The organism is Amycolatopsis pithecellobii, from assembly GCF_009707865.1.
GTDB classification, from domain to species: domain Bacteria; phylum Actinomycetota; class Actinomycetes; order Mycobacteriales; family Pseudonocardiaceae; genus Amycolatopsis_E; species Amycolatopsis_E pithecellobii.
In genome coordinates, this window is record NZ_WMBA01000140.1 from 1 (window position 1) to 1,748 (window position 1,748).

Below are 1,748 nucleotides of genomic sequence, written 5' to 3' on the forward strand. Positions count from 1 at the left end.
ACATCGCCGAGGCGATGGGCCTCAAGCGTCCGGCGCTCTACTACTACTTCAAGAGCAAGGACGAGCTGCTCGACCGGCTCATCGTGGAGGCGACCAGCGGCCCCGCCCACGATCTGAACAAGATCGCGGCCCGATCGGAGCTCGATGTCGTCGCCCGCCTGCACGCCATGGCCCGGCACATCGTGGTCTGGGTGACGAGCAACCGGGATCGTTTCCTGCTCCTGGTCAAGTCGGAGGCGGACCTGTCCCCGGCGAGCGCCAAGAAGTTCAACGAGGGCAGGCGGGCCGCGCTCGACGCCGTCGTATCGGTGATCGAGGAGGGCATCGACGCCGGCGAGTTCCGGCCGGTCGAACCGCAGGTCGCGGCGTTCGGTGTCTGGGGTATCTGCAACTGGGCCGCCTGGTGGTATCACCCCGATGGCGAGACCCCGCTGGACACTGTCGCGGACCAACTGGCGGAGATGGCGGTGGCCGGCTTGCAGCGGGCCGAGCGCCGCGAAAGCGCCGTGGTGAGCCCGCGCAGCATGGTCGCCGCTCTCCGCGAGCAGCTCGACCAGCTGGATCAGGCCCTCAACCGCGACCAGGTCTCCTGACGGGCATCCCGTCAACCTGTTCCCTCGGAGGACCGCCAGGCCACCCCCGCGTTGCCCCACGATGTCGACGCGATCATCGCTCCGTCGACGACGAAGTCCGCGCCGCTGATGAAGTCCGCATCGGACGATGCGAGGAACGCGATCGCAGCGGCCACGTCCTCCGGCCGGCCGAGCCGCCGCAAGGGAATCGCGTCGAGCGCCCGGGTCCGCGCCGCATCGGCGCCGAGGATCCCGGCGTTGATGGGCGTCTCGATCACCCCCGGACTGACAGTATTCACGTTGATCTTGTGATGCGCGAACTCGACGGCGATTTCCCGCGACCACGCGAGAATCGCTCCCTTGGCCGCCGAATATGCCGGCAGCTGGGCCCCGACATGCGCGGTGACCGAGCAGATGTTCACGATTTTGCCGCCACCACGGGAAATCAGCTGCGGCAACGCCGCCTTCGTGGTGACGAAATAACTGTGCAGGCAGTCGTCGACCGTCGCCCGCCATTCCGTGAACGTGATGTCGTACATGGATTTTCGCGGCACGCGAGCGACCGAATTGACGAGGATATCGACGCCGCCGAAGCTTGAGACCGCCTGTCCGACGGCTCGCGTCACCTCCTCGGGCGAGGTCGCATCGGCGCGCAAGGCCAAGCCATGCCTGCCCATTCCCTCGATCTCGTCCACCGTCTCGCCGGCCGCGGCTTCGTGAACGTCCAAGGCGGCCACGATCGCGCCCTCCTCGGCCAGGCGGCGAGCGGCGGCCCGCCCGATCCCGGAGCCCGCGCCGACCACCATGGCCACTTTGCCGTCGAGCCCTCGCATCCGCGGTTCTCCTCACTGACCGGACCTGACCGGACCTGACCGGAGCACGTCGACCCGACCGTACCGGCACCCTGAACGCTAATCAACGCTTGAGTCATCTACTGGACACATGAGTTGAATCGGCTTACAGTGGTGACCCTTGTCATCTCTCGGCACCCGGGAATCCGGACCGAGCAGCATCGAGGAGAACAAGATGAGCGAATTGGCCGAGCCGACGTCGTCGAGGCCGCCTCAGGTGGCTGTGGTGAAGAGTCGGGGGATGGAGCGGCGGGCGGGGTTTGCCGCGTCGTTGGGCACGGTGCTGGAGTATTTCGTTTTCGCGATCTTCGGGTTGCTGGCGGCG

At 66.9% G+C, this 1,748-nt stretch carries 2 protein-coding genes; one reads left to right on the forward strand and one right to left on the reverse strand.

The window, feature by feature from the left end; genetic code table 11:
* The coding region (locus tag GKO32_RS37775) for a TetR/AcrR family transcriptional regulator (RefSeq protein ID WP_154761704.1) at positions 1–593 on the forward strand (593 nt) is incomplete at its 5' end.
* Between the two features lie 11 nt (positions 594–604).
* Here the strand turns inward: GKO32_RS37775 and GKO32_RS37780 are convergent.
* A complete protein-coding gene (locus GKO32_RS37780) occupies positions 605–1,405 on the reverse strand; it encodes an SDR family NAD(P)-dependent oxidoreductase (protein WP_154761705.1) in 801 nt (266 codons plus the stop codon).
* Positions 1,406–1,748 lie beyond the last annotated feature (343 nt).

Coding starts and splice junctions, on each gene's coding strand:
- GKO32_RS37780 (WP_154761705.1), bottom strand. CDS start 1,405: ATGCGAGGGCTCGACGGCAAAGTGGCCATGGTGGTCGGCGCGGGCTCC.